Here is a 1,287-nt window from a genome sequence, read left to right as displayed (position 1 = left end):
CCGCACGACTGACCCGCCCGGCACCCCCGCCGCACGGGCCGACACCCAAAGAACATGTGCATAGGTACGCACGCATTGGTTACGATGGTGATCCCCGCACCCTCTCGTGCCCCCGGGACGGATCCCATGCTGTCCGTACTGCGCAACCGCACCTACCGCCACCTGTTCACCGCGCAGGTCGTCGCGCTCCTCGGCACCGGCCTCGCCACCGTCGCGCTCGGCCTGCTCGCCTACGACATGGCGGGCGGCCACGCCTCGGCCGTCCTCGGCACCGCGCTGGCGATCAAGATGGTGGCGTATGTCGGCGTCGCCCCGCTCGTGGGCGCCTTCGCCCACCGCGTCCCGCGCCGCGCCCTGCTCGTGGCGAGCGATCTGACCCGCGCGGGCGTGGCCCTCACCCTGCCGTTCGTCTCGCAGGTCTGGCAGGTGTACGCCCTGATCTTCCTGCTCCAGGCGGCCTCCGCCGCCTTCACCCCGGTCTTCCAGGCGACCGTGCCCGACGTCCTGCCCGCCGAGCGCGACTACACCCACGCGCTGTCCATGTCCCGCCTCGCGTACGACCTGGAGAGCCTCCTGAGCCCCGCGCTGGCGGCCCTGCTGCTGACCGCGGTCTCCTACCACTGGCTCTTCGCGGGCACGACCCTGGGCTTCCTGGCCTCCGCGGCCCTGGTGGTGTCGGCCGTGCTGCCCCGGCAGGCGCCGGTGGCGCGCACCGGGGGCGCGTACGCCAAGGCGGCGTCCGGGACCCGGCTGTTCTGGGCGGAGCCGCGGCTGCGGGCCCTGCTCGCCCTCGACCTCGCGGTGGCTGCGGCGGGCGCGATGGTCTTCGTCAACACGGTGGTCGTGGTGCGCGGCCACTTCCACGAACCCGCCGGCGCGGTCTCGCTGGCCCTCGGCGCGTACGGCGCCGGCTCCATCGCCGCCGCCCTGTGGCTCCCCCGGCTGCTGTCCCGGGCGAGCGACCGCGCGGTGATGCTCCCGGCGGCCTACGCCCTGCCGGGCGTCCTGGTCGCGGTGGCCCTCACCACCCTTGTCCCGGCGGGCAGTTGGAGCTGGGCCGGGCTGCTGGCGACCTGGGCGGCGATCGGCGCGGCGAGCTCGGCGGTCCTGACCCCCGGCGGCCGGCTGATCCGCCGCTGCACGCCCGCCGCCGACCTGCCGGCCGCGTTCGCCGCCCAGTTCTCGCTCTCCCACGGCTGCTGGCTGCTGACGTACCCGCTCGCGGGATGGCTGGCGGCGGGGGCCGGGGTGCCGGTGACGGCCGGGGTGCTGGGCGTGGTCTCGCTC

Annotated in this window: 1 protein-coding gene; it reads left to right on the top strand. The window is 75.4% G+C overall.

Features of this window, described 5'->3' with window-relative positions:
- Window positions 1-126: 126 nt before the first annotated feature.
- Window positions 127-1,287: MFS transporter (locus ACJA3G_RS37180; protein ID WP_406557422.1), on the top strand; the 1,161-nt coding region annotated here is incomplete at its 3' end.

The organism is Streptomyces sp. YS-3 (assembly GCF_045257485.1).
Lineage (GTDB): Bacteria > Actinomycetota > Actinomycetes > Streptomycetales > Streptomycetaceae > Streptomyces.
This window is presented reverse-complemented; position numbering and strand designations above follow the sequence as displayed.